At 65.8% G+C, this 24,927-nt stretch carries 21 protein-coding genes and 1 pseudogene; 6 read left to right on the top strand and 16 right to left on the bottom strand.

The window, feature by feature from the left end:
- Positions 1 to 150: 150 nt before the first annotated feature.
- The 5 genes from U0R18_RS10400 to U0R18_RS10380 all read right to left on the bottom strand — a co-directional run bounded on the left by U0R18_RS10400 (position 151) and on the right by U0R18_RS10380 (position 6,324).
- A complete protein-coding gene (locus U0R18_RS10400) occupies positions 151 to 1,311 on the bottom strand; it encodes an acyl-CoA dehydrogenase family protein (RefSeq protein WP_526368086.1) in 1,161 nt (386 codons plus the stop codon).
- 72 nt (positions 1,312 to 1,383) lie between these two features.
- Positions 1,384 to 2,544, bottom strand: coding sequence for a thiolase family protein (locus U0R18_RS10395; protein WP_526368085.1), 1,161 nt, complete (start codon positions 2,542 to 2,544; stop codon positions 1,384 to 1,386).
- 3 nt (positions 2,545 to 2,547) lie between these two features.
- Positions 2,548 to 3,780 (bottom strand): CaiB/BaiF CoA transferase family protein, encoded by a 1,233-nt coding sequence (locus U0R18_RS10390; protein WP_526368084.1) that lies wholly within the window; start codon positions 3,778 to 3,780, stop codon positions 2,548 to 2,550.
- Positions 3,780 to 4,958 (bottom strand): acyl-CoA dehydrogenase family protein, encoded by a 1,179-nt coding sequence (locus tag U0R18_RS10385; protein WP_526368083.1) that lies wholly within the window; start codon positions 4,956 to 4,958, stop codon positions 3,780 to 3,782. Before U0R18_RS10385 ends, U0R18_RS10390 begins: the two co-directional genes overlap by 1 nt.
- A 73-nt stretch (positions 4,959 to 5,031) precedes the next feature.
- Entirely contained in the window at positions 5,032 to 6,324 is a 1,293-nt protein-coding gene (locus U0R18_RS10380) for an amidohydrolase family protein (protein ID WP_526368082.1), read from the bottom strand.
- Positions 6,325 to 6,724: 400 nt separating this feature from the next.
- Here U0R18_RS10380 and U0R18_RS10375 point away from each other — a divergent pair, with 400 nt between their 5' ends.
- The 6 genes from U0R18_RS10375 to U0R18_RS10350 are packed head-to-tail and all read left to right on the top strand — an operon-like array spanning position 6,725 to position 11,953.
- On the top strand, positions 6,725 to 8,053 hold the full coding sequence (locus tag U0R18_RS10375; RefSeq protein ID WP_526368081.1) for an SRPBCC family protein: 1,329 nt from the start codon (positions 6,725 to 6,727) through the stop codon (positions 8,051 to 8,053).
- On the top strand, positions 8,046 to 8,390 hold the full coding sequence (locus U0R18_RS10370) for a hypothetical protein (RefSeq protein WP_526368080.1): 345 nt from the start codon (positions 8,046 to 8,048) through the stop codon (positions 8,388 to 8,390). The genes U0R18_RS10375 and U0R18_RS10370 overlap by 8 nt, the downstream gene beginning before the upstream one ends.
- Before the next feature lies 1 nt (position 8,391).
- Positions 8,392 to 9,618 (top strand): metal-dependent hydrolase family protein, encoded by a 1,227-nt coding sequence (locus tag U0R18_RS10365; RefSeq protein WP_526368079.1) that lies wholly within the window; start codon positions 8,392 to 8,394, stop codon positions 9,616 to 9,618.
- Positions 9,596 to 10,027 (top strand): nuclear transport factor 2 family protein, encoded by a 432-nt coding sequence (locus U0R18_RS10360; RefSeq protein WP_526368078.1) that lies wholly within the window; start codon positions 9,596 to 9,598, stop codon positions 10,025 to 10,027. Before U0R18_RS10365 ends, U0R18_RS10360 begins: the two co-directional genes overlap by 23 nt.
- Complete coding sequence (locus U0R18_RS10355; protein ID WP_526368077.1) at positions 10,024 to 11,154, top strand: acyl-CoA dehydrogenase family protein; 1,131 nt, start codon at positions 10,024 to 10,026, stop codon at positions 11,152 to 11,154. Before U0R18_RS10360 ends, U0R18_RS10355 begins: the two co-directional genes overlap by 4 nt.
- Before the next feature lies 1 nt (position 11,155).
- Positions 11,156 to 11,953: an acyl-CoA dehydrogenase family protein gene (locus U0R18_RS10350; RefSeq protein WP_526368076.1), complete on the top strand. Its 798-nt coding sequence runs from the start codon at positions 11,156 to 11,158 to the stop codon at positions 11,951 to 11,953.
- Between the two features lie 15 nt (positions 11,954 to 11,968).
- Here U0R18_RS10350 and U0R18_RS10345 read toward each other — a convergent pair whose 3' ends face one another.
- From U0R18_RS10345 to U0R18_RS10295, 11 genes and pseudogenes are all read right to left on the bottom strand, one after another.
- Positions 11,969 to 13,438 carry an MCE family protein gene (locus U0R18_RS10345; protein WP_526368075.1) on the bottom strand — a complete coding sequence of 490 codons (1,470 nt, stop codon included), beginning with the start codon at positions 13,436 to 13,438 and terminating at the stop codon, positions 11,969 to 11,971.
- Positions 13,439 to 14,536, bottom strand: coding sequence for an MCE family protein (locus tag U0R18_RS10340; protein ID WP_526368294.1), 1,098 nt, complete (start codon positions 14,534 to 14,536; stop codon positions 13,439 to 13,441).
- Positions 14,537 to 14,580: 44 nt separating this feature from the next.
- A pseudogene (locus U0R18_RS10335) lies at positions 14,581 to 15,838 on the bottom strand (MCE family protein).
- A gap of 23 nt (positions 15,839 to 15,861) precedes the next feature.
- A complete protein-coding gene (locus U0R18_RS10330) occupies positions 15,862 to 17,100 on the bottom strand; it encodes an MCE family protein (RefSeq protein WP_526368074.1) in 1,239 nt (412 codons plus the stop codon).
- Entirely contained in the window at positions 17,097 to 18,125 is a 1,029-nt protein-coding gene (locus U0R18_RS10325) for a virulence factor Mce family protein (protein ID WP_526368073.1), read from the bottom strand. Before U0R18_RS10325 ends, U0R18_RS10330 begins: the two co-directional genes overlap by 4 nt.
- Entirely contained in the window at positions 18,122 to 19,414 is a 1,293-nt protein-coding gene (locus U0R18_RS10320) for an MCE family protein (protein ID WP_526368072.1), read from the bottom strand. Before U0R18_RS10320 ends, U0R18_RS10325 begins: the two co-directional genes overlap by 4 nt.
- A 4-nt stretch (positions 19,415 to 19,418) precedes the next feature.
- Positions 19,419 to 20,234, bottom strand: coding sequence for an MlaE family ABC transporter permease (locus U0R18_RS10315; protein ID WP_526368293.1), 816 nt, complete (start codon positions 20,232 to 20,234; stop codon positions 19,419 to 19,421).
- Between the two features lie 41 nt (positions 20,235 to 20,275).
- Positions 20,276 to 21,058, bottom strand: coding sequence for an MlaE family ABC transporter permease (locus tag U0R18_RS10310; RefSeq protein WP_526368071.1), 783 nt, complete (start codon positions 21,056 to 21,058; stop codon positions 20,276 to 20,278).
- On the bottom strand, positions 21,055 to 22,434 hold the full coding sequence (locus U0R18_RS10305; RefSeq protein WP_526368070.1) for a cytochrome P450: 1,380 nt from the start codon (positions 22,432 to 22,434) through the stop codon (positions 21,055 to 21,057). Before U0R18_RS10305 ends, U0R18_RS10310 begins: the two co-directional genes overlap by 4 nt.
- Before the next feature lie 279 nt (positions 22,435 to 22,713).
- A complete protein-coding gene (locus U0R18_RS10300) occupies positions 22,714 to 23,889 on the bottom strand; it encodes an acyl-CoA dehydrogenase family protein (RefSeq protein WP_526368069.1) in 1,176 nt (391 codons plus the stop codon).
- Positions 23,880 to 24,899: an acyl-CoA dehydrogenase family protein gene (locus tag U0R18_RS10295; RefSeq protein ID WP_526368068.1), complete on the bottom strand. Its 1,020-nt coding sequence runs from the start codon at positions 24,897 to 24,899 to the stop codon at positions 23,880 to 23,882. Before U0R18_RS10295 ends, U0R18_RS10300 begins: the two co-directional genes overlap by 10 nt.
- Positions 24,900 to 24,927: the final 28 nt, after the last annotated feature.

Genomic DNA, 24,927 nt, shown 5'->3' with positions numbered 1-24,927 from the left:
CAGTAGGTTAGTTGCGCCGGTGTGGCAAGTGTCACTTTCCGGTGTTGCAGTGCTTCCGAGCGCCGCCGCGGCCCAACGTGCGAAATCCGCGACCGCCGCCGCGTGTCGTCAACGAAACCGCGCGCCCGGCGGCGGGCCGCGACGCGGCGGTCAGAGGCCGAGGGACTTGGCGATGATCACCTTCATCACCTCGGAGGTGCCCGCGTAGATGCGGGCCACCCGCGCATCGGTGTACAGCCGGGCGATCGGGTACTCCATCATGTAGCCGTAACCGCCGAACAGCTGCAAGCAGCGATCGATGACCCGGGCCTGCACCTCGGTGCAGAACAGCTTCACCCGCGCCGCATCGGCCCCGGACAGGTCACCGGTGACGTGCTCGGCGACGGCCTGATCCAGCATCGCCTGTGCCGCCTCGACCTCCGTGGAACACGCCGCCAGCTCGAACTTCGTGTTCTGGAACGACGCGACCGGCGTGCCGAAAGCCTTGCGGCTCTTGGTGTATTCGATGGCCGCTCCAATTGCCGAGCGGGCCTGGGCCACCGAGCCGACGGCGACGGTCAGCCGCTCCTGAGCCAGATTGTGACCGAGGTAGGAGAACGCCTCACCCTCTTCCCCCAGCCGGTTGGCGATCGGCACCCGCACGTCGGTGAACGACAGCTCGGCCGTGTCCTGCACCTTGCAGCCCATCTTCTCCAACTCGCGGCCGCGCTCGAAGCCGGGCATGCCGTCCTCGACGACCAACAGCGTCAACCCCTTACGCCGGTTCTCCGCGTCCGTCGACGTGCGCGCGACCACGACGACCAGGTCGGCCTGCATGCCGCCGGTGATGAACGTCTTGGCACCGTTGAGCACGTACACTGCGTCTTTCCCCGAGCCCTCCAGCTTCGCGGTGGTGCGCACCCCGGCCAGATCGGAGCCGGTGCCCGGTTCGGTCATCGCGACCGCGGTCAGTAGGGTGCCCGCCGCCAGCCCGGGGAACCAACGCTTGCGCTGCTCCTCGTTGGCGTAGTGCAGGAAGTACGGCAGGATCACCTCGAGTTGGGTGCGCACCGTCGACAGCGTCACCAGCGCGCGCGCCGCCTCCTCCTGGAGCACGACGTTGTAGCGGTAGTCGTGCTGGCCGCCGCCGCCGTACTCCTCGGGCAGCGTGATCCCCATGATCCCGGTCTCGCCGAGTTTTTCGAATGCCTCGCGCGGCATCCGGCCGGCCTTCTCCCACTGCGGGTAGGCGGGCACGACCTCTTTTTCGATGAAGTCGCGGGCGAGTTCGCGGAAGGCCTCATGGTCCTCGGTGAACAGGGTGCGGCGCATGGGTTCTCCTGTCTAGCGGCGTCGGGTGAGGAGCCACGCAGTGGGCTACTCGCACAACGTCGGCGTCATTCCTCAGTCGGTGACCAGCTCGACGACCGTCGCGTTGGCGGTGCCGCCGCCTTCGCACATGGTCTGCAGGCCGTAGCGAATTCCGTTGTCGCGCATGTGATGGATCATCCGGGTCATCAGCACCGCGCCCGAGGCGCCGAGCGGGTGACCGAGCGCGATGGCGCCGCCGAGCGGATTCAGCCGCGCGGGGTCGGCGCCGGTCTCGGCCAGCCAGGCCAGCGGCACCGGCGCGAACGCCTCGTTCACCTCGAACGCCCCGATGTCGTCGATGCCCAGCCCCGCCTTGCGCAGCACCTTCTCCGTCGCCGGGATGGGCCCGGTGAGCATCAGCACCGGGTCGGCACCGGTCACGGCACCCGCCGTGTACCGCACCAGCGGTGTCATGCCCAGTTCGCGGGCCTTCTCCGCGGTCATCACCAGCAGGGCGGCCGCCCCGTCGGAGATCTGGGAAGAGTTGCCGGCGTGGATGATTCCGTCCTCGCGGAACGCCGGCTTGAGCCCGGCCAGCTTCTCGACCGTGGTGCCGCGCCGGATGCCCTCGTCGGCGTCGACGACACCGCCGTCGGTGGCGTTCCCTGTTACAACGGGGACGATCTGATCACGAAACGCACCGGCGTCCTGGGCCGCGGCCGCCAGTTCGTGCGACCGGACCGAGTACTCGTCGACCGCCGTCCGATCGAAACCCCATTTCTCGCAGATCATCTCGGCGCCAGTGCCTTGGTTGAACTGGAAACCGTCATACCGGGCAAGCGCTTTCGGGCCGTACGGCATCCCGGTGGCGCGGGCCGCGCCCAACGGCACCCGGCTCATCACCTCGACACCGCCGGCCACCACGACGTCCTGCTGACCGGACATCACGGCCTGAACGGCGAAATCCAGTGCCTGCTGGCTGGATCCGCAGGCGCGGTTGACCGTGGTGCCGGGCACGTGTTCGGGCCAGCCGGCGGCCAGCACGGCATACCGCCCGATGTTGGACGACTGGTCGCCGACCTGCGACACACAGCCCCACACCACGTCGTCGACGATGTCGGGGTCCAGTCCGGTGCGAGCCGCCAGTTCGTTGAGGACGACGGCGGACAGATCGGCGGCGTGCTGCTCGGCGAGTCCGCCGTTGCGTTTGCCCACCGGGGTGCGCACCGCACCGACGATCACTGTCTCCCGCATCTGCTACTCCGTTCGTTGGTAGGTCGGCCCGATGGCGCCTTGTGCGCGCAGGGCCGCGATATCGTCGTGGCTCAGCCCGAGTCCGGCGAGGACGCCGTCGGTGTGCTCGCCGAGTCCGGGCACCGCGCCCATGGGTTGCTCGAATCCGGTGATCACCGGCGGTGGCCGCAGCGCGGAGATCTCGCCCTTGGGTGTCTGCACGGGCCGCCACCGGTCCCGGGCCCGCAGGTGCGGGTGAGCGACCACCTCGCTGGGCACGTTGTACCGGGAGTTGCCTATCCCCGCGGCGTCGGCGATCTTCTGGATGTCGACGAGATCATGCTCGGCACACCAGGTTTCGATCGCGGCGTTGAGTTCGTCACGGTGCTCGCAGCGGTCGGGGTTGGTGGCGTAGCGCGGGTCGTCGGCGAGGTCCGGGCGCTCGATGATCTCGCGGGCCACCCGCTGCCACTCGCGGTCGTTGGTGGTGCCCAGCACCACGGTCTGGCCGTCGCGGGTGCCGAACGCGCCGTAGGGCGCGACGGCCGGCGAACTCATCCCGAGCGGCTGCTGGTCGATGCCGGAGTGCTGCGTGTAGGTCAGCTGGTAGCCCATGATGTCGGTCATCGTGTCGAACAGGCTGACCGCCACGGCCGGTGCCCCGTCGACGGTGCCCCGGGCGCGGCCCAGCAGCAGGGCCATGATCGACAGCGCCGAGTACAGCCCGGTCGAGATATCGGCGACGGGCGGACCGGGTTTGGCGGGCATGCCGGGATAGCCGGTGACCGCGCAGGTCCCCGACTCGGCCTGCACCAGCAGGTCGTAGGCGCGCTTGTGCGACAGGGGCCCGCCCGGGCCGTAGCCGTCGATCTCGAGCGCGATCACGTTCGGGTGCCGACGGCGCAGGTCCTCCGGTCCGATACCCATCCGGGCCGTCGCACCGGGCGCGAGGTTGGACACCAACGCGTCGGCACCGTCGAGCAGGCGGTGCAGGATGTCCATCCCCGCATCGGATTTCAGGTCGAGGGTGACCGACTCCTTGCCGCGGTTGGCCCAGACGAAATGCGCGGCGAGGCCACCCGGACCGTTGACGACGTCGTCGTAGTCGCGGGCGAAGTCCCCGCCGTTGGGGTTCTCCACCTTGATCACCCGAGCGCCGAAGTCGGCGAGCACCCGGGTGCACATGGGAGCCGAGACGGCCTGCTCCATGGCCACGATCGTGATGCCGGCCAACGGCGCCGGACCGGGTTTCGTCATCAGTAGCTACGGGGCAGTCCGAGGACGTGCTCGCCGAGGAAGTTCAGGATCATCTCCTGGCTGACGGGGGCGATCTTCATCAGGCGCGACTCGCGGAAGTAGCGGGACACGTGGTACTCCTCGGAGTAGCCCATGCCGCCGTGCAACTGCAGGGCCCGGTCGGCCGCCCCGAAGCCGGCGTCGGCGCACAGGTACTTGGCCGTATTCGCCTCGCGCCCACAGGGTTTGCCGTTGTCGTAGAGCCAGGTGGCCTTGCGCAGCACCAGTTCGGCGGCGTCCAGTCGGGCCAGCGAGTCGGCCAGCGGGAACTGCAGGCCCTGGTTCATCCCGATCGGCCGGTTGAACACGACGCGTTCGTTGCCGTACTTGACGGCCTTCTCCAGCGCGACGCGCCCGATGCCGAGCGCCTCGGCGGCGATCAGCATCCGCTCGGGGTTCAGCCCGTCCAGGATGTACTTGAAGCCCTGGCCCTCCTCGCCGACGCGGTGCTCGACGGGGACGATCAAATCGTCGATGAACACCTCGTTGGAGCTCACCGCGTTGCGGCCCATCTTCTTGATCGGCCGGATGTCGACGTGGTCGCGGTCGAGGTCGGTCAGGAACAGCGTCATGCCGTCGGTCTTCTTCGTGACCTCGTCGAAGGGCGTGGTCCGCGTCAACAGCAGGATCTTCTCCGACTCCAGGGCCTTGGAGATCCACACCTTGCGCCCGTTGACGCGGTAGTGGTCGCCCTCCCGCTTGGCGAACGTGGTGATGCGTGAAGTGTCAAGTCCCGCACCGGGTTCGGTGACGCCGAAGCACACGTGCAGATCGCCGTCGACGATCCGGGGCAGGGTGGCGGCCTTGAGTTCGTCTGAGCCGTGCTTGACGACGGGTTGCATCCCGAAGATGGACAGGTGGATCGCGCTGGCGCCGTTCATCGCCGCGCCGGACCGCGAGACCTCCTCGAGCAGCAGGGTGGCCTCGGTGATGCCCAGGCCGTGCCCGCCGTACTCCTCCGGGATGGTCATGCCCAGCCAGCCGCCCTTGGCGATGGCGTCGTAGAACTCCCGGGGGAACTCGTGGTTCTGGTCCTTCTCCATCCAGTAGTGGTCGTCGAACCTGCCACACAGCTCGGCCACCGACTTGCGGATCAGTTCCTGATCCTCGGAGAGCTCGAAACTCATTCCGCCAGACATACGTGCTTCCTATCTCGAACAGTCCGGAACGCCGGCGCGGGTGGCCGCGCCGGCGTCCGCGTGCTTGTCACTACTACCGGGCGCCGGAAATTTCCTTGGCGCTGGCGGCGAAGTCGGCGAACGTGGTGCCCACCTTGTCCTTGTGGCTCAACGCCTGAATGGAGACATCATGGCCCGCAACGGAATTGCGCAACGCCCCGACGGTGCACTGCTCCTTCGGGATGTGCTTGAAGGGCTCGAAGTGGTAGAGCTTCATCGCGTTCTCGTGGGTGATCTTGTTGATCTCGTCGTCGGGGACGTCGTAGGTCTCGAAGACCGCCATGAGTTCCTCCGGCGCGCCGGGCCACATGGAATCCGAATGCGGATAGTCCATTTCCCAGCAGATGTTGTCCACGCCGATCTCGTGACGGTTCTTCACGCCGATCGGATCGGAGATGAAGCAGGTCATGAAGTGCTCCTTGAACACCTCGCTGGGCAGCTTGCCGCCGAAGTCCTGGTGCGTCCACGTCGAGTGCATCTCGTAGGTGCGGTCCACCCGGTCCAGGAAGTAGGGGATCCAGCCCGTGCCACCCTCGCTCAGCGCGATCTTCAGCGTCGGATACTTCTTGATCGGCGCGGACCACAGCAGGTCGGCGGCGGCCTGGACGATGTTCATCGGCTGCAGGGTGATCATCACGTCCATCGGCGCGTCGGGCGCGGTGATCGCCAGCTTGCCCGACGATCCGATGTGCACGTTCATCACGGTTTCGGTCTCCACCAACGCATCCCACATCGGCGTCCAGTACTCCACGTCGTGGAACGACGGATAGCCCAGCGTCGAGGGATTCTCGGTGAAGGTCAGCGAGTGCACGCCCTTCTCCGCCACCCGGCGGATCTCCTGCGCACACAGTTTCGGATCCCAGATCGCGGGCAGTGCCATCGGAATGAACCGGCCGGGATGGCTGGCGCACCACTCGTCGATGTGCCAGTCGTTGTAGGCCTGCACCAGCGCGAGCGAGAACTCGCTGTCGTCGGTGGCGAACAACCGGGCGGCGAACCCGGGGAACGACGGGAAGTTCATGGTGGCCAGCACGCCGCCCGCGCTCATGTCCTTGACCCGCTCGGCGGCGTCGTAGCAGCCCTTGCGGATCTCGTCGAGACCCTGCGGTTCCAGGCCGTACTCCTCCTTGGGCCGGCCGGCCACCGCGTTGAGCGCCACGTTGGGGATGACGGTGTCGCGGAACTGCCAGGTGTCACTGCCGTCGGGGTTGTGCACCAGCCGCGGCGCCTCGTTCTTGTATTTCTCCGGGAGGTGGTTCTTGAACATGTCCGGCGGCTCGATGATGTGGTCATCGACGCTGATCAGGATCATGTCGTCCTTGTTCATGCCTGTATCCCTTCCGTCCTGGAGCTGCCACCGTGGAGTCCTCGTACAGCAGACCGTACGCGGCCGGAGGCGGTTTGCCACGTAGTCCCCACAACGTTCTCGCAATAGCGAAACTAGCTTCTCTCAGTGTGAGAATCAATATCCGCCGACGCTTTCACCGCAGTTGGGCGCGGGTTTTCGCAGGCCGCGCCCGTTCGGCCGCGGCGTCCACCGAACTTTTCCGGACCGGCGACGTTGACCAATCGGCAAGTTTCTGGAAATCTGTTATCCGGATATGAGAATATGATTCTCACCATCGAGAGGGCCGGGGCGTCACAGCGACTACGGGTCCCCGCGAAGGCCCCCACGAACCACAGCTCTGGCAGTACAGCTCGAACACCACTAGAGAACGGAACGACACATGGCGCACTTCCCGAAGCCCCAAGCGGGCAGTTGGACCGAGAACTGGCCCGAACTCGGCACCGCACCCGTGGACTACACCGACTCGATCGATCCCGAACAGTGGAAACTCGAGCAGCAGGCCATCTTCCGCAAGACCTGGCTGCACGTCGGACGCGTCGAACGGCTGCCCAAGGCCGGCAGCTACTTCACCCGCGAGATGCCGTCCGTGGGCCCGGGCACGTCGATCATCGTCAACAAGGACAAAGAGGGCGTCGTGCGCGCCTTCTACAACCTGTGCCGGCACCGCGGCAACAAGCTGGTGTGGAACGACTACCCGGGCGAAGAGGTCTCCGGCAGCTGCCGTCAGTTCACGTGCAAGTACCACGCCTGGCGGTACGCACAGAATGGCGATCTGACGTTCATCCAGCAGGAGGACGAGTTCTTCGACGTCGACAAGGCCGACTACCCGCTCAAGCCGGTGCGCTGCGAGGTCTGGGAGGGCTTCATCTTCGTCAATTTCGACGACGACGCCGAGTCGCTCGAGGATTCCATGGGCGAATTCGGCAAGGGGCTGAAGGGCTACCCGTTCCATGAGATGACCGAGGTCTACAGCTACCGCGCCACGGTCAACTCGAACTGGAAGCTGTTCATCGACGCGTTCGTCGAGTTCTACCACGCCCCGATCCTGCACATGAAGCAGGCGACCAAGGAGGAGGCCGAGAAGCTCGCCAAGGTCGGCTTCGAGGCGCTGCACTACGACATCAAGGACCAGCACTCGATGATCTCGTCCTGGGGTGGCATGAGCCCGCCCAAGGACCTCAACATGGTCAAGCCGATCGAGCGCATCCTGCACTCGGGTCTGTTCGGGCCGTGGGACCGTCCCGACATCAAGGGCATCCTGCCCGACGAACTGCCGCCGGCCGTCAACCCGGCCCGCCAGAAGACCTGGGGCCAGGACTCTTTCGAGTTCTTCCCGAACTGGACCCTGCTGCTGTGGGTCCCGGGCTGGTACCTGACCTACAACTACTGGCCCACCGGCGTGGACTCGCATATCTTCGAGGCGAACCTGTACTTCGTGCCGCCGAAGAACACCCGTCAACGGCTCTCCCAGGAGCTGGCGGCGGTGACCTTCAAGGAGTACGCGCTGCAGGACGCCAACACGTTGGAGGCCACCCAGACCCAGATCGGCACCCGGGCGGTCACCGACTTCCCGCTGTGCGACCAGGAGATCCTGCTCCGCCACCTGCACCACACCGCGCACAAGTACGTCGATGCGTTCAAGGCGGGCGAAGGCGTCCCCTACAGCCACGTGAGCAAGCCGGACGAGAAAGAAGAAGCGAATGTCTGATACCGATACCCGACTGCTGCCGGCCGAATTCGCGGACCTCGAGCGGTTCAGCGACTGGATCCTGGCCACCGAGCCCGAGCGCTACGCCAAGCGGCTGGCCTCGTCCATGGAGGAGATGCAGGACCTCTACGACGTCGGGATGACCCGGCTCGAGGACGTCATGGTGTACCTCGACGCGCGATTCCCGTTGCACGACATGCCCGATGACGCCAAGCGCCTGATGCATCTGATGCAATCGGTGGTGATGGTCAGCTTCCCGGTCGAGGTCTGGAAGCAGCCCCGCGTGCTCGACAGCGGCGCGGCCTGGGTCGAAATCGTGAGGGAGCCGGTGGTCTGAGTTGATCTTCTTGAAAGCAGCTGGACTGCTTGACGTCGATGCCGGGGAGATCATTCGCCCCGGCATCGTCCGTGTCGAGGACGACCGGATCGTGGGTATCGGCGGAGAGCCCGAGGGCGAGATTCTGGATCTCGGCGACGCGATCCTGCTGCCCGGCCTGATGGACATGGAGGTCAACCTCCTGATGGGCGGTCGGGGCGAGAACCCCGGGTTGTCCCAGGTCCAGGACGATCCGCCCACCCGGGTGCTGCGCGCCGTCGGCAATGCCCGTCGCACCCTGCGCGCCGGGTTCACCACCGTTCGCAACCTCGGGCTGTTCGTCAAGACCGGCGGCTACCTGCTGGATGTGGCGCTGGGCAAGGCGATCGACGCCGGGTGGATCGACGGGCCGCGCATCGTGCCCGCCGGACACGCGATCACCCCCACCGGCGGGCACCTGGATCCCACCATGTTCGCCGCGTTCATGCCCGGCGTGCTCGAGCTGACCATCGAGGAGGGCATCGCCAACGGGGTCGACGAGATCCGCAAGGCGGTGCGTTACCAGATCAAGCACGGCGCCCAGCTGATCAAGGTCTGTTGCTCGGGCGGCGTCATGTCGCTCACCGGAGAGGCCGGCGCCCAACACTATTCGGACGAGGAGTTGCGCGTCATCGTCGACGAGGCGCACCGGCGCGGACTGCGGGTCGCCGCCCACACCCACGGCGCCGAGGCCGTCAAGCACGCCGTCGCGTGCGGCATCGACTGCATCGAGCACGGGTTCTTGATGGACGACGAGGCCATCCAGATGATGGTCGACAACGACCGCTTCCTGGTGACCACCCGCCGGCTGGCGCAGGCGATGGACGTTTCGAAGGCGCCGAAGGTGTTGCAGGACAAGGCCGCCCAGATGTTCCCCAAGGCCGAGACGTCGATCAAGGCCGCCTACGAGGCCGGGGTCAAGATCGCCGTCGGCACCGATGCACCGGCCATCCCGCACGGTCGGAACGCCGACGAACTCGTCACCCTGGTCGAGTGGGGCATGCCGCCCGCGGCGGTCCTGCGCGCGGCCACCACGGTGGCCGCCGACCTGATCAACGTCACCGACCGGGGACGTCTTGCCGAGGGCCAGCTGGCCGATATCATCGCCGTGCCGGGTGACCCGCTCGAGGACATCACCGTTACACAGCGTGTTAACTTTGTAATGAAGGGCGGAAAGGTTTTCAGGAATGACGCCAACACGGACCGATGATCTCGTCGAGATCCAGCAGCTGCTGGCCAAGTACGCGGTCACCATCACCCAGGGTGACGTCGACGGACTGGTCAGTGTTTTCACGCCGGACGGCACCTACAGTGCGTTCGGCGACACCTACACGCTCAACCGCTTCCCCGTGCTCGTCGACGCCGCGCCCAAGGGTCTGTTCATGACCGGCACCGCGCTCGTCGATCTGGTCGAGGGCGCCGATGAGGCCAGCGGCACCCAGCCGCTGTGCTTCATCGAGCATTCCAAGCACGACATGCGCATCGGCTACTACCGCGACACCTACCTGCGCACCGCGGACGGCTGGCGGCTGAAAACCCGTGCCATGACGTTCATCCGGCGCAGTGGAGATCACGACCACGGGCGTCCGCACGCGATCGGCAGGCCCGAAGCCGGATGACGAATCTGCATGAACCCGCCGAGTTCCGGAAGGCGTTGCGGGCCTGGCTGGACGAGAATGATCTGACCGCACCGGAAGACGATGCCACGGAGTCCCTGGCCGGTCACATGCATCAGTTCGCCCGCGTCCAGAAGGCGCTCTACGACGCCGACTGGGGCCGGTACGGCTGGCCCGAACACGCCGGCGGACTCGGCGGCCCGGACATCCTGCGGGCCATCGTCGGCGAGGAGATCGTCGGTCGCCGGCTGGCCGAGCCCGGCCCGTATTCGATGCTCGAAGTTCTCACTCCGACGATGATCGACTACGCGCCAACCGAACTCGCCGCCGAGATGGTGCCCAAGCTGCTCTCGGGTGCCGAGCAGTGGTGCCAGGGGTTCTCCGAGCCCGGCTCCGGCAGCGACCTGGCCTCGCTCACGACGCGCGCGGTGCAGGACGGCGAGCGCTGGATCATTAATGGCCAGAAGGTGTGGACCAGCTTCGCGCAGTATTCCCACCGGTGCATCCTGTTGACCCGCACCGGCGATGCCTCGACGCCGAATCATCAAGCCATCACGGCGTTCTTCGTCGACGTGGATTCCCCCGGAATCACCGTCCGTCCGCTGCACACCATGCACGGCGTCGACGAATTCTGCGAGGTGTACTTCGACGACGTCGTGGTCGACGGTTCCCGCATGCTGGGCAAGCCGGGCGACGGCTGGCAGCTGGCCATGGACCTGCTGCCCTATGAACGCTCGACGTGCTTCTGGCAGCGGATCGCCTACCTGTACTCGAGATTCGACGATCTGGTCCGCGAGACCGCGATCCAGGGCGCCGCCATCGACGATCAACTCGGCGACGTGTATCTGGCGCTGCACACGCTGCGCTGCCGGTCCCGAGCGACCCAGCACCGGCTGGCCGCCGGCCACAAGCTGGGCCCGGACACCTCGGTCGACAAGGTGCTGCTGGCCGGCGCCGAGCAGCTCCTCTACGACACCGCACGCAGTCTCATGCCGGGTGTGATCGAACTCGAGGACGGCCCGTGGCGGACCGAGTACTTGTACTCCCGCGCGGCCACCATCTACGGCGGCACCGCCGAGGTTCAGCGCAATATCATCGCCCGCCGTCTGCTGGACCTCGGTAAGGAATGACATGACCAGCTTGGATGCCGATTCCCTCGAACTGCTCGAGGACGGACTGCGCAAGGCGATGCTGTCGGCCTCGGGACCGGAGCTCGACGCAGCGCTGGCCGACCTCGGGTGGGCCGACATGCTCTCCGAGGTGCCGGATCTCGCGATCCCGCTGGTGTTCCGGTTGCTGGGCGAAACGGGTTCGCACGCTTCGGTTCTCAATGACGTGCTACTCGAGACCATCGGCGCAGAACCGGGTGGCACCCCGCCGGTGCCCTACACCGGCGGCAACTGGGTGGTGTGGAGCCGCACGCCCGTCGACCACCCGACGCTGGGCGGTCTGCCGCTGCACATCGTCCCCGACGGTGAGCTGATGCGGATGGGTGAAGCCCGAAAGGCCGTGGGCTGGTGGCTGGTCGGTTCGGCACGCGCGATGCTGGCGCTGGCCCGCCAGCATGCGCTGGACCGGGTGCAGTTCGGCAAGCCGATCGCGTCGTTCCAGGCGGTCCGGCACCGGCTGGCCGAGACCCTGGTGGCCATCGAGGGCGCCGAGGCGACGCTGAGCCTGCCGTCCTCGGAGTCCCCGGACCTGACCGCGATGCTGGCCAAGGCCGCCGCCGGCAAGGCCGCGCTGCTGGCCGCCAAGCACTGTCAGCAGGTACTCGGCGGTATCGGCTTCACCGACGAACACGACCTGCATGTGCACGTCGAACGCGCCCTGGTGCTGGATGGATTGCTGGGCAGCTCACGGGAATTGAGTCGCAAGGCCGGCGCCGGGCTCCGCGCCCGCAAGTCGGTCCCCCGCCTCGCCGAACTGTAGCTCCCGTCGGCCGGCTCAGCGCGATTCCGGCGGCAACAGCATGGACTGCCATGTCCGGCCGCCCGTACTCCCGGGAGCAAGGTCACTCTGGACATACACGTTCCCGTCCGGCCCGACATACCGTCCCGTGGCCGGGTCGTAGACGGCGCTTGCCACGTTCGGCGAGTCCGGAGCGGCAGCGGCAGGGGGTGTCGCCGTGGAACCCGGCGTGCCCGGAGGTGGTTGTGGCACAGACTGTCCGGTCAGCGTCGCGTTGGGGTCACCCTTCCAGTTGTAGCCGTCGTTGAGCGGCACATAGTTCTCGTCGCTCTCGCACATCTTGACCGTCGGGGCCCGCTTGCCGGGCCGGGTTTCACACGGCAGGTTACGGGCGCCGCGCACATTGAACATCGCGTCCTGCGGCACCCGGCAGTACAGATCACCGGCCGGCCGTTCCGGGTAGTCGGTCAGGCTAGGAACGCGCACCTGCGCGGCCGGCAGGAATCCGGTGGTGCACGCCGGCGGCAGGTTGATGTTCAGGTTGAAGCTCAGGAACGCGCCCCGGTACGGGCCGGTGGCATTCCGATTTGTCAGCGCCGAGCCCTGAACCACCTCGACCGCCGGGGGCGCCAGGACCAGGATCTGTTCGATGTTCGGCTGGTAGGTGATCGCAACTTGGCCCACGCTCACCAAATTCGCCAATACCACGGGAAGCGTGACGTCCATCCTATCGAACAGTTGGCGCGCCGCGTCGGCGGCAGCTGGCCCCTTCTCCAGCACACCGGCCACCGCGGAGTCCTCGGTCTTCAACTGACGGGTGATCGACGCGAGATTGGCCGCCCACGCCCGCAGCGAATCCGCGCTGTCCGACTGAGATTCCAAAACCGGTCCTGCGTTGTCGATCAACAACATCAACGCATCCAGGTTGCGGCGGGCGTCCAGCGCCAGCGTCGTTGATCCTTTGACCAGTCGGGCGATCTCCGGGCCCAGGCCACCCACCGCGGTGTAACTCTCGTCGACGACGGTCCTCAGATCGTCGTCCGGGATGGCCGTGAGACCGGTGTTCACCGCATCCAGCATTTCGCCGATATCGGGCGGAACTGCGCTGCGGCTCAACGGGATTACGTCGCCGTCGCGCAACGGTGGTCCATCCGGGCCACGCGGTATCAGCGCCACGAACTGCTCGCCCACCGCGGACTGACTGTGCACCTGGGCGTCCACGTCGCCGGGAATGTCGATTCCCGACCTCAACGACAGAACCGCGTCCACCCCGGTATCGGAAAGGTGCACTTTTCGTACGCGGCCGACTTCCGTGCCGCGATAGGTCACGTTCGCGGTCTCGTACAGGCCGGCCGCGGCAGGTAACTGAACCGTCACCGTGTAGTGGCCAGACCCGAAAATCAGGTTCGGCAGGCCCATGTAGTCGAAGATCATGATCGTTCCGCTGACCACGGTTATCACCACGAAGAACGCGATCTGGAACAGGGTTCGCTTGGTCAGGATCATTTATCGCCCCTGATCCAGACGATAAGGAACCACCAGTGGGTTGCCCACGGTGTACGGGCTGGGCAGTTGTCCGATAGTGCGGCCCCACTGCATCTCGACGTTGGTGAGGTGTCCCTCGAATCGAGTTCCGGTGAAGAACGACGAATCCAGCCGGTTCAGTGTGAGGTCGATGACAGCTGTCAGGTTCGCGTAATCACCCCGAACCCACTTCGGCAGCATCTCCTTGACGTACGGATAGACACTGAAGAAGCTCAGGGAACGGGTAAGCGCCGGCCCGGCGTCGGCCAGCGATTGCAGCACCGGTCCGATGTCCTCGAGTTCATGCACCAGTGTGGCCTTGGTCTGGTTCACCGAATCTGCCGCCAGTGCACTGAACTTGCCCAATTGATCGACGGCATCGACGAAGTCGGCCCGCTCATCCTGAAGGAGTGCCAGTGCATCCGGGATGGCTTCCAGGGCCCTGTCCACGATCGGCTTCTGGCCGGCCAACTGCCCGACGAAGCTGTTCAACCTCTCGGTGGCACCGATGATGTCGCCGGTCTGCTGGTTCGTGTAGCCGATGAACTTGTCCAGTTCGACGATCAAGCTGCGCAGATCGTTCTCTCGACCGGCGAACGCGGTGCTGAAAGTCCTTGTGATGTCCTGGATCTGACCAACTCCACCGTTGTTGAGCAGTAGGGAAACGGCCGCTAACGTCTGCTCCGTCGACGGATACGCGCCTCCCGCCGACAACGGGATCACCGATCCGTCGTGCAGCCTGCCCTCGGCGGGAACTGCGACCGGTGCGGCGAGCTCGAGGTGCAACGAACCCAACAGGCTGGTCTGACCGACTGCCACGGTCGCGTTCTCCGGCAGGTCCACGTTGCCGTTGAGCACCATGGTGACCAACGCGTGCCACCCCTGCCGTTCGATCTTCGTCACGTTACCGACGTTCACGTCACCGACCCGGACACGCGAGTTCTGCTGGATGTTGCTCACATCGGGCAATTGGGCCTGGATCGTGAACGCGCCCGGCTGCTTTCCTTCCGTACCCGGCAACTGCAGCGAGTTCAGCCCACGCCAGCCACACCCAGCCGACAGCAACCCGGCCGTCACCATGATCGCCAAGATCCGGCATATATATGACTGGTGCACAATATCTTTCACCTTCCGCCTCCCGGGGGCACCAGCATTCCGGCGAGCCCTGCCGCGGGGTCGGTGCTGCGCACCTCGGCGGGTGGCTGCGCATCCGCCGGGGACTGCTCGGACAACCCGTGATCCGGACGCATCCAGTCCTCGCTGTACGTGACCTCGTTGGGGCGCGCGCTGGCACCGACGATCGGGTTCACGCCGATGGGTGGAAAGCTGTACTGGCGATTCTTGACGATCGGCGCCAGGTATTGCACGCACAGCTTGGCCGACTGCTCGGCGCCCAAACGTGCCGCCGCCTGCACCCCCCCCGCAGATGAAACTGATCGGATCACTCAGATTGTTGATCGAAAGAGCGCCGCTGAGCGTGCCCTGCGCAGGCTGATAGATGCTGACGAAATTCTGCAGAGCCGTCGGTGTGACATGCAGCAGTTGTTCGATGTCATCGAGGCTGTCGGTGAGGGCCCGTGACACCGATGCCAACTTGTCGGAGGTAGTCCCGACCGACTCCCGGTTCTGGGAGACGAAGTCACGCACACCGCCAAGGACGTCGTCGAGGTTACGGACGGCGTTCTCGATCTCGTCGGGATCGTTGGCGAACAGACCCGTGATCGACGCCAGGTTCTGATTGAGTTGCCGCATCAATTCCGAACTGTCCTGCAGGGCAGTCACCAGGATTGACAGGTTCCGGACGGTCCCGAACAGGTTCGTGCTGTGATCTCCCAACGCAGAGATCGCCTGCGACAGACCGATCACCGTGGCGCGAATGTTCGCACCCTGACCGCGCAGGTTGTCTGCCGCGGTGTTGATCAGCGCCCCCAGCGGGCTCACCCCGTCCGAGGGGGCGGGTTGCAGCGTCTCGGTCAGGCGCTGCAGTTGGACACGGACATCGTCCCACTCCACCGGTACCGCCGTGCGCTCCCGGGGAATCACCGCGCCGTCGGACAACGCCAATCCGCTGGTGTACGCCGGGGTCAGTTGAATCGCGCGCGCAGTCACCAGGGAGGGCGACAGGATGACCGCCTTGGCTTCCGCCGGCACCTTGTATCTGCCGTCCAGCCAGAAGGTGACCTTCACGCGCGAAGGCTGCGGTTCGATCGTCGTGACAGAACCAACCGGCACTCCGAGGATTCGCACGTCGTCGCCGACGAACAAACCGTTGCTGTTGTCGAAGTAGGCGGTCACATTGGTGCGGTTGGCAATCGGGGCCGGCCGGGTCGCCGTGACCAGGCCAGCGATGAGGGCAACGACCAGAACAGCTGCGACAGCCATGCGGACAGTGGCTCTGCCGGCGTTCACTGTCCGGACTCCGATGTGGGGGCTGCCGCCGGCGGTCCCGGCGGCGGCCCACCCGGCGCCGGTGCGGGCAGTGGTTCGCGGTACGGGTACCGGGCATCACCCGGCCGGCCGGTAATCGCATCGGGCAGAGTCAGATTGGGGCCTCCGCCCTGCCCGGTCCTGGGAAAGGGCACCGTCAGTGCCGGCGTCCCCGGCTGTCCGATCTGCGGGTCGGTGCGCTGCGAGGGCAGCAGCACATGCGGATCCAGACCCAGATCGGAGAAGGCTGCGTCCACGAACGGCTGGATGAACTGGCCAGGTAGCAGGTTGACGAGGTAGGCCTTGAAGAAAGGTCCGGACGCCAACGACTCCGAGAGCGAGAGAAGATACTTCGAGAACCCGCTGATCGATTGTTGGACTTGCACTTTGCGGTTGTCCACGATGGTCAGGACCGCGTTCAGCTTGTCGAGTGCCGGTTTGAATGTGTCGCGGTTCTCCGCGATGAAACCTTCGACCTGAGTGCTCACATCGGTGATATGGCGTGCGATCTGGTCCAATTCGGCGCTCTGGGCCTGCAGCGCCACCAGGAGCGCATTGCTGTCATGGATCAGTCCGACGATCCGTCCCGTGCGGTCCGCGAGGATGGTTGTCGCCTTCTCGGCGTTGGTCAGGAGATTGCGCAACTGCGTGTCACGTTTGTCGAGTGTCTCGGAGAACCGGGTAACTCCGGCCACCGCTACCTGGAGATCGGGCGGGGTGTCCCGGAAGGTATCTGCGAGCGTCGACAGCGATCCCGAGAGTTGACCGGTGTCGAGCCCGCTGATCTGCGCCGTGAGGTCTCCGAGCGCGACGGGCAGCTGGTAGGGCGACGTGGTCCTCTCCACGGGTATCGGCCCGGACTGCTCATCGGCACCGCGCGGTGTCAGTTCGAGGACCTTCGATCCGAGCAGGCTCTTGGTCCTGATCGCCGCTTCGGTGCGATCGCCGAGACGGACCTTGTTGTCGACCTCGAAGCTGACCAGCACCCGCGCGCCGTCAAGGACGATGCTGCCGACCTCGCCGACCTCGAACCCCGAAACCTGCACTGCCGCACCGGCGGTCAGTCCGCCGGCCTCTGCGAAGAATGCCGAGTAGGACCTCTGCCCGGAGACCAGCGGCAGCCGATCGTAGTTGAGGGCCAACAACACGACGGCAACGACAACCACCGCTCCGACGCCACCGAGGACGTAGCGGTTCCGTTCCTGGAATGACCTCATTTCGGCGTACACCTCCCGGTGTCCTGACCCGCCAACTTGACGAAGACGGGTTGGCCACCCTTGCCATTCACCTTGAGCACCAGATCGCAGAGATAGAAGCTGAAGAAGTCGCCGTAGATACCCTGCCTCGCCATGATCCGATAGGAGTCGGGCAGTGTCTTCAGCAGATCGTCGAAGTAATCATGATCTGCCACAACAATTCCCGCCGTTCGGTCTGTTTCTCGAATCACCTTCTGCAGCGGTGGCCGGGCCTGGGACAACAGATCGGCGATCGTTCCCGACGCGGCATCGGTATAGGCCAGGGCGGCGCTCAGATCCTGCTTGCGCGCCGCGAGACCTCTGACCAACTCGGATACCGAATCGACAGCCCGGGCGAATTGATCATTCTGGTCTCCCAGCGAACCCAATACGGTATCCAGATTCACGATCACCTGACCGATGAGCTGATCGCGGTCGGCCAGCGTATGGGTCAGGGCCGCGGTCTGGTTAAGGAAGGACCCAATGGTGGCGCCCTGTCCCTGGAAGGCCGAAATGAGTTGACCGGTGAGCTTGTTCACCTGATCCGGGTCGAGGCTCCGGAACAGCGGCCGGAAGCCGCCGATCAGGGCGTCCAGATCCAGGGCGGGCGCCGTCTGGCCCAACGGGATGGTATCGCCCGGCTCCAGCCGGCGGACCGATCCGACACCTTCCTCCAGCGCCAGATAGCGTCCCCCGATGAGGTTGTCGTAGCGGACGACCGCCCGCACGCCCTGGGTCAGCGGCGCCGATCGCTCGGCGCTGAATTCCACCAGGATGCCATTGTCGGGCCGGATCGAGATCGCGTTGACCTTGCCGACCTCGACACCGGCGATGCGCACGAAATCCCCGTTCTTCAGCCCCGAGATATTGCTGAACACCGCGCGATAGGTCGGAGCGTCCCCGAACCGCAGCTGCGCGAAGATCGAGACCAGTGCGAACATGCCCAGCAGACCGACCACCAGGAATACGGCCAGCCGCCACGCGGCACCCGACAACCGGTTCTTCACGGTGCGCCGCCCGGAATGCCCATTGGGGCGCCGTACGGCGGCGATCCCGGCGGCGGGATCGGTCCCGGCGCCGGCCCCCCCGGATTGCGGATTATCGGCGGCTCCGGCAACGCTCGGGTCACCGGCAGGTAATCGGCGTAGCCGGGGAAACCGATGCCGGGATTAGGACGGTTGTCCAGCCCGGTTCCAAATCCGGTGTTGGCGATCAACCTTCGCACCGGCCAGTTGTCCGCCACGTCGGGCAGCGAGCCGCAACCCGGCTTTCCGCCCGGGCCGCCCTTGGCACCGTTGATCGGCAGATTTTCGGGGTAGCGGTAGGGATCGTCACCCAACAGCAGGGCCGCGTCGACAATGATGGACTTTCCATTGCTTCCGGCCATCGGACTCTTGTCGAGGACCACCTTGCCGCCCAGGATCAAACACGTCAGCTCGGGGTTGTACTCCATCAGCAGACCGGTCGTCGGCGCCAGGACGTCGATGGCGCGGACCAGATTGTCCTTGCTCTGTCCCAGCAGGCCGATGCCCGAGTACGCAAAGCCAGATACGTTGAGCAACAACGAATCCAGATCGGCGGAGTGCCCGGTCAGGGTGGTGCTGGTGGTGCTTGCGGCGTCCAGGAACGCGATCAGATCCGACGCGGCGGCGCTGTAGGCCTCGCTCGAATTCCCGAGTGCGCGCCAGTCGGCCCGAATGCTGTCACTGCGGGAGTTGAGCTCTCGCAGTACTTCATCGGCGGCCGTGGTGGCTTCGCCGATACGTTCGCCCTGACCTCGGACGCCTTCGGCGATCGCCGACAGGATCGCGTTGAGCTTCTGCGGGTCAAGGTGATCGATCACTCCCACGAGATTCTGGAACACCGTGTTGACCTCGGCGGTCACGTTCTGCGCGGTGAGCACCTCCCCTCCCCGCAACGGTTGCGGACTCGGGTGGCTCGGGTAGATCAGATCGACATACTTGGCACCGAACACCGTCGTCGCCGCGATGCGTGCCTGCACATTGGCGGGGATGTACCGGATCACATCAGGGTCGATGTCCAGCTGGAGGCTGACCGGATCATCACCGCCGGCGACCTGGGCCACCCGACCGACCTGAACACCGCGCATCTTGACCTTGGCACCGGCCTCCATCACCAGACCGGCCCGTTCCGAGAAGAGTGTCACCGGCACATAGGAATGGAATGACCCGGAGAACTGTGCACCAGCCAGTAGCGTCACCGCGACGAGGACAACGACCAGGAGCGCCGCCCACCAGTCGGGATGAATCCTGGACTGCCCGTGCCGCCTTGTCACGTCGCTACCCCGCCAGGTTGAAGTTGCCGGACTGGCCGTACACCGCCAATGTCACCAACAGGGTCACGAACACCGCCGACACCAGCGACGCACGGGTGGCCCGGCCGACCGCCTCACCAACACCCGCCGGCCCTCCGCTGGCGGTGAATCCGTAGTAGGTGTGCACGAGCATGATGACCAGGGCAGTCGTACTCGCCTGAACGAAGGACCAGATCAGGTCCGTCGGCTGGAGGAAGGTACGGAAATAGTGGTCGTACACGCCGGTGGACTGTCCATAGATGGCGGTGGTGCCCACTCGGGCCGCCAGGAACGACATCAGCACCGCCACGCAATAGAGCGGCACCACCACGACGACGCCAGCCAGGACCCGGGTTGACGCCAGGTAGGCGACGGAGCGGATGCCCATCACTTCGAGGGCGTCGATCTCCTCGTTGATCCGCATGGCACCGAGTTGCGCGGTGGCACCGGCGCCGATGGTCGCGGCCATCGCGATGGCCGCAGTCAGTGGCGCGATCAGCCGGACGTTGAAGTAGGCCGACGCGAAACCAGTCAGTGCCTCGACGCCGACCTGGGAGAATTCGTTGTAGCCCTGAACGGCCACCAGCGCGCCCGTGGAGATCGTCAGGAATCCCACGATCACCACGGTGCCACCGATGACCGCCAGGGTTCCGGTACCCAGGCTCATCTGCGCCACCAGTCGCACGAGTTCGATTCTGTAGTTGGCGAACGCGTCGCCCATCGATCCGATTGTCCTGCAGTAGAATTGCGCCTGTTCACCGAGGCGCGTCCACCACGCATGCCATTCGGCCAACGATGTCATCAGACCGTCGGGTGGGCGTTGCGCCAATGCTGGGGCCCCGCTCACAGTGTGACCTTGACACCGACGGCGGTCACCACGATGTTGATGAGGAACAGCGCCATGAACGAGAACACGACCGTCTCATTGACAGCGTTGCCCACTCCCGCGGGTCCACCGCCCACCGATGTCCCCATGTAGCACGCGATCAGTCCGGCGGTCAGACCGAACAGCGTGGCCTTGATGAGCGAAATGACGACGTCGTAGAGGCCTGTGAGCAACGTCAACCCGCCGACGAACGCGCCCGGTGTGACGTGCTGCAAGAACACCGAGAACATGAACCCGCCGGCAATGCCGACCAGAATGACCAACGAGGACAGGAACAGAGCAACTACGGTCGCCGCCAGGACACGTGGTACCACCAGCGCCTGAATGGGGTTCACGCCCATCACTTTCAGAGCATCGAGTTCTTCGCGAATCGTGCGCGCGCCCAAGTCGGCACACATCGCGGTCGCCCCCGCACCGGCGACAACGAGCACCGTGACGATCGGCCCGATCTGCGTCACCGCTCCGAATGCGGCCCCACTGCCGGAGAAGTCGGCGGCACCGAACTCGACCAGCAGGACGTTGAACGTGAAGACGGTCAGTACTGTGAACGGCACCGCCAGCAATAGCGTCGGGAGGATCGAAACCCTTGTGACGAACCATGTTTGCAAGATCAGCTCACGCCAAGCGAACGGGCGTCTGAACATCATCACCAACGTGTCCAGTGTCATGCCCACGAACCCGCCGAGCCCGTACAACGGTCGTCCGACGGCCTCGGCGGACACCACTGGGAGGCGCCTCATGACGATGTCTTCGCAGTGGACCGGCGCTGTACGCGGGCACGGATGGGACCTTCGGCGACCATCGTGAATGGCAGCGCGAGTGGGAATTCTTCTGAGAGGGAAGAGATCTCTAACTCACGGATGGTGGTTGCCAGCGCCAAGGTCGCCTCCAACATGGCGAAGTGGTCACCCATGCAGCTGCGCGGCCCACCGCCGAACGGCAGGAACTGCCAGCGGTCACGGCCCTTGGAGTTCTGCGGGCTGAATCGATCAGGGTCGAACTGCAGCGCGTTGTCCCAGAGTGCCGGATCACGGTGCATTGCATAGATGCCGACCATGGCCACTGTGCCGGACTCCACCCGATAGCCGTCGATGTCGACGTCGGCCATCACCATTCGCGGGTTCGATGCGCCCGGCGGGCAGAGCCGCAGCGATTCGTTCAGGACTTGGACGGTGTAGGGCAGCTGCGCGACATCCGCCGGCGTCAGTGGGTGCTGCCCCAGCGCCGCGACCTCGGCGGCAACGCGCTCCTGTATCTCGGGGTGGCGCCCCAACGCCCAGAATGCGTAGGTCAGGGTGGTCGAGGTGGTGTCATGCCCGGCCAGGATGAACAGGACCAGTTCATCGCAGATTTCCTTGTCCGACAGCATCTTTCCCGAATCAGGATCAACGGCGCCGATCAGGGTACGAACCAGGGGGGCATCTACCGTCGGGTCCGCACGACAGGTTCGGAGGATCTCCGCGGCCAGTCGATGTACCTCCAGGTTGGCCTTGCGTGCTCGCCGGCGCGCCGGAGTGGGGAGCCAGGACGGGGCTCGGAGCGGCCGCCATGCTCGATCCGCACAGTATTTCAGCGCACTCCCGATCGCATGCTCGACAGCAGCAGCGCGGTCACCGAGGTCGACGCCCAGGACGGAGTGACCCAGCGCTCTGAGCGTCAGCTTCCGGCATTCGGCGGCCAGGTCGATCTCGTAGTTATCCGGCCACCGAAGGCACATCTGCTCCGCAGCCGCGGCCATGTGTCCCGAGAACTGTGTGACGTGATGTTTGGTGAAAACGGGCTGGAGCGCCCGCCGGCGCGGCAGCCACGCAGCCTGTCGGAAGACGAACACGTTCCCGCCGATCACCCGGCGAAGTTCGTCATATATCGGCAGCGCTTTTTCGATGCGGCCGTCGGTGCGGCCGAGGACATCGCGAGCACCCTGCGGTGAGGTGACGACGGCCACCGGTGGCATGACCCAGCGGGGCGCCAGCCAGCATCTGGTCACCGAACCGCCGGCGTCCCGCAGAACCTCCGCGCCGGTGGAGTAGGCCCTGATGGCGTTGAGCCGGCGTCGATAGGGCAGCGGGCTGTCCGGTACGGGTGGCAGCGCCGCGATGTCGACGGATCGCGTCATCGAAGGACCGACGTGTCACCGGCAGATGTGACGGCGCTCGAGGTGGCCGTCCTGCGATCGTGCGTCACGAATGCCCCCTGGTGTGTCGACCGTCAGGCGGTGGTGTCACCGCCACTCTCGGGGGAATCCTCAGCCCGGCCACCACAGGCGGGTGCAGTAGAACGCCACTGCAATTTGGACGTGCTCGGCCGTCGGCCTACTTAGGTGTGGCGAAGATGCGCAAAAGTCCGCCCAGCGTCGGCGTGTCGTGCAGCGACATGCACACTCGCGGAAATAGGGTCAGGCGCGCGGGAGGCCGAGGACGCGCTGGGCGATGATGCCGCGCTGGATCTCCGAGGTCCCGCCGGCGATGGTGCCGCCGAAGCTGCGCGCGAAGCGTTCGAACCAGCTGGTGCTCGTCGCGTCCTCACCGAACGGTGCGAACGGCGCCGTCGACGCGGGGTGCGCCAGCCCATCGGCGCCCGCGGACTCCAGCGCGAACCCGACCGAATCCTGAAACGCCTCGGAGCCAAAGAGTTTCAGGACCGACAACGCCGGCACGTCCTGCTCACCGCGGGCCTCGCGGGACAGCGCGATCGAGCCGAGCGCGCGCAACGCGTAGGTATCCATGACCAAAGTGGCGTACCGGTCACGGTCCAGTGCCGTCACCGGGGTGAAGTCGTTGACGAGTTGCTCGAGCCAGTCGGCGTAGCTCAGCCACAGCAGCGTGCGCTCATGGCCCAGCGAACCGTTGGCCACACCCCAGCCGCCGTTGAGCGGACCGACCAGGTTCTCCTTGGGCACCCGCACATCGGTGAAGAAGACCTCGTTGAAATCCAGATCGTCGTGCCCGCAGATCGAGGCGAACGGCCGGCGCACGACGCCCGGGGTGTCCGTCGGGATGACCAGGACGCTGATCCCCTTGTGCTTGGGTGCATCCGGGTCCGTGCGCACGAACGTCAGGATGACGTCGGCGTGGTGCGCGCCCGACGTCCACACCTTCTGTCCGTTGACGACGAAGTGATCGTCCTCCAGAACCGCGGAAGTCCGCAGCGACGCAAGATCCGAGCCGGCACCGGGTTCGCTCATCCCGAGCGCCGCGGTGATCTCGGCGCGCAGGATCGGCACCGCCCAGCGCTGCTTCTGCTCATCGGTGCCGAACGACAGCAGCGAGGCGGCGATGATGCCGAGCCCCTGCGGGTTGAAACTCTGGTAGATGCGCCGCTTGGACAGCTCGTCGCGATGGACGTACTGCTGCAGGATCGACGCGTGGCGGCCGCCGAACTCCGGCGGATTGCCGGGCAGCAGCCAGCCGTTGTCGAACATCGCTCGCTGCCAGTCCCGGGCCCACTCCGGGATGTCGGCCGTCGAGCGTGAACGCTGCGCCGTCACCGCCGGATCGGGCAGGTGTTCGTCCAGGAACGCGATGAAGTCGGCGCGGAAGGCCTCGACCTCGGCGTCGAATGTCAGCTGCACTGGCTTCGTCCCGCCAGCGTGGTGTCGGTGACGACGGCCCGGTGTTCGGCGGCTCCACCGAGCATCAGCTCGCCGGCCTTGGCGCGCTTGAGCGCGAACTGGACATCGTTCTCCCAGGTGAAACCCATGGCACCGAACAACTGCACGCCGTGTTTGAACACCAGCGACTGGCACTCCCCGGCCGCGGCCTTGGCCATCGCCGAGGCCAGCCGGCGCCGCGGGTCGTCGTCGGCGATGGTCAGCGCCGCGAAGTAGGACAGCGCACGGGCCCGTTCGATCGCCACGTGCATATCAGCGGCCTTGTGCTGCACGGCCTGGAAGGAACCGATCGCCACACCGAACTGCTGCCGATCCCGGACGTGTTCGAGCACCAGGTCGAGCACCCGCTGGCAGGCGCCCACCATGGTCAGGGCCATGCCGGTCAGCGCGACGTCCCGGCCCCCCGCCACATCAGCTCCGGCAACCTGGCTGGCGTGGCTGACCTCGAGACCGTCGAGCGTCACCTCGGCGACGTGCAACACCGGGTCGAACACCGGCACGCGTCGAGACGAAACCTGTTCGGCGTCAACGAGAAACACACCGGCGGGAGTGACCACCGCAAGCCGTTCGGCCCGATCGCCGTCGAGGACGTGGCGAGCCGTACCGTCGAGCACCCACCCGGCACCGGACCGCGCGGCGGTGATCCCGTCGTAGACGGCCGCGCCGCTGCGCGCCGGATCGGCGTGGCCGGGCACCAGCGGGTTGAACTGCGTCAGGGTGGCCAGCAGCGGCGTCGGATCGGTGGCCCGGCCGAGTTCCTCGATCAGGATGCCGAGCTCGACGGTTTCACCGGGTTCGGTGAGTTCGGTCCAGCCCTGTGCGATCCAGTTGCGCCACAACGGAGTGGTATCCACCGAGCCGGTCCGGTCCTCGGCAACGCTGCGCACGAACGACGCCGGGCATTCCTTCGCCAGCACGTCACGCGCCGTATCGCGCCACAACCGTTGATCGGAATCCAACTCCAGCAGCATCCAGTCACCTCATACGCGTCGTGGGACG

The sequence above is a fragment of the Mycobacterium sp. genome, assembly GCF_046330795.1.
Taxonomy (GTDB): domain Bacteria; phylum Actinomycetota; class Actinomycetes; order Mycobacteriales; family Mycobacteriaceae; genus Mycobacterium.
This window is presented reverse-complemented; position numbering and strand designations above follow the sequence as displayed.

Bases quoted from the DNA above. Each gene is read 5' to 3' on its own strand.
- U0R18_RS10295 (WP_526368068.1), bottom strand. From the start codon at position 24,899: ATGCTGCTGGAGTTGGATTCCGATCAACGGTTGTGGCGCGATACGGCG.
- U0R18_RS10305 (WP_526368070.1), bottom strand. From the start codon at position 22,434: ATGACGCGATCCGTCGACATCGCGGCGCTGCCACCCGTACCGGACAGC.
- U0R18_RS10375 (WP_526368081.1), top strand. From the start codon at position 6,725: ATGGCGCACTTCCCGAAGCCCCAAGCGGGCAGTTGGACCGAGAACTGG.
- U0R18_RS10400 (WP_526368086.1), bottom strand. From the start codon at position 1,311: ATGCGCCGCACCCTGTTCACCGAGGACCATGAGGCCTTCCGCGAACTC.
- U0R18_RS10315 (WP_526368293.1), bottom strand. From the start codon at position 20,234: ATGACATCGTTGGCCGAATGGCATGCGTGGTGGACGCGCCTCGGTGAA.
- U0R18_RS10330 (WP_526368074.1), bottom strand. From the start codon at position 17,100: ATGAGGTCATTCCAGGAACGGAACCGCTACGTCCTCGGTGGCGTCGGA.
- U0R18_RS10360 (WP_526368078.1), top strand. From the start codon at position 9,596: ATGACGCCAACACGGACCGATGATCTCGTCGAGATCCAGCAGCTGCTG.
- U0R18_RS10395 (WP_526368085.1), bottom strand. From the start codon at position 2,544: ATGCGGGAGACAGTGATCGTCGGTGCGGTGCGCACCCCGGTGGGCAAA.
- U0R18_RS10355 (WP_526368077.1), top strand. From the start codon at position 10,024: ATGACGAATCTGCATGAACCCGCCGAGTTCCGGAAGGCGTTGCGGGCC.
- U0R18_RS10390 (WP_526368084.1), bottom strand. From the start codon at position 3,780: ATGACGAAACCCGGTCCGGCGCCGTTGGCCGGCATCACGATCGTGGCC.
- U0R18_RS10345 (WP_526368075.1), bottom strand. From the start codon at position 13,438: ATGATCCTGACCAAGCGAACCCTGTTCCAGATCGCGTTCTTCGTGGTG.
- U0R18_RS10380 (WP_526368082.1), bottom strand. From the start codon at position 6,324: ATGAACAAGGACGACATGATCCTGATCAGCGTCGATGACCACATCATC.
- U0R18_RS10310 (WP_526368071.1), bottom strand. From the start codon at position 21,058: ATGAGGCGCCTCCCAGTGGTGTCCGCCGAGGCCGTCGGACGACCGTTG.
- U0R18_RS10340 (WP_526368294.1), bottom strand. From the start codon at position 14,536: ATGGTGACGGCCGGGTTGCTGTCGGCTGGGTGTGGCTGGCGTGGGCTG.
- U0R18_RS10385 (WP_526368083.1), bottom strand. From the start codon at position 4,958: ATGTCTGGCGGAATGAGTTTCGAGCTCTCCGAGGATCAGGAACTGATC.
- U0R18_RS10350 (WP_526368076.1), top strand. From the start codon at position 11,156: ATGACCAGCTTGGATGCCGATTCCCTCGAACTGCTCGAGGACGGACTG.
- U0R18_RS10370 (WP_526368080.1), top strand. From the start codon at position 8,046: ATGTCTGATACCGATACCCGACTGCTGCCGGCCGAATTCGCGGACCTC.